The following is a 328-nucleotide window of genomic DNA, read 5'->3' as shown; positions in this document are numbered from 1 at the left end:
GATGTTCTTTGAAAATTGCACATAGATTTAATGTATATATAAAATACAACAAAGCCAAGAATAAATATTCTTTGTGAAATGATTAAGTAAATTAAAAGTATTTGAATAAAATATATTAATTTACCAAAAGCGAAGCTTAGTAGTGACAAGAGCGAGGAAGCAAGAGTTTTAGGAAGTGAGCGTACTTCATGTACGTGAGTGAGTAAAACACGCAGCTGACGAAGTTATTGGTACTAATAAGTGAGCGAACCAAAGGTCAAGCTACAAAGGGCGCATGGTGAATGCCTTGGCATCAGGAGCCGATGAAGGACGCGATAAGCTGCGATAA

At 36.3% G+C, this 328-nt stretch carries 1 rRNA gene; it reads left to right on the top strand.

The features are described 5' to 3' along the window. Positions 1-254: 254 nt before the first annotated feature. Positions 255-328 (top strand): 23S ribosomal RNA (locus ACJDTP_RS27565); the annotation flags it as partial.

Origin of the sequence: Candidatus Clostridium helianthi (assembly GCF_045310795.1) — a bacterium.
In the GTDB taxonomy this organism is placed as follows: Bacteria; Bacillota; Clostridia; order Clostridiales; family Clostridiaceae; genus Clostridium; species Clostridium helianthi.
Note: the sequence above shows the minus strand (reverse complement) of the source record. Positions and strands in the feature narration are given on the sequence as shown.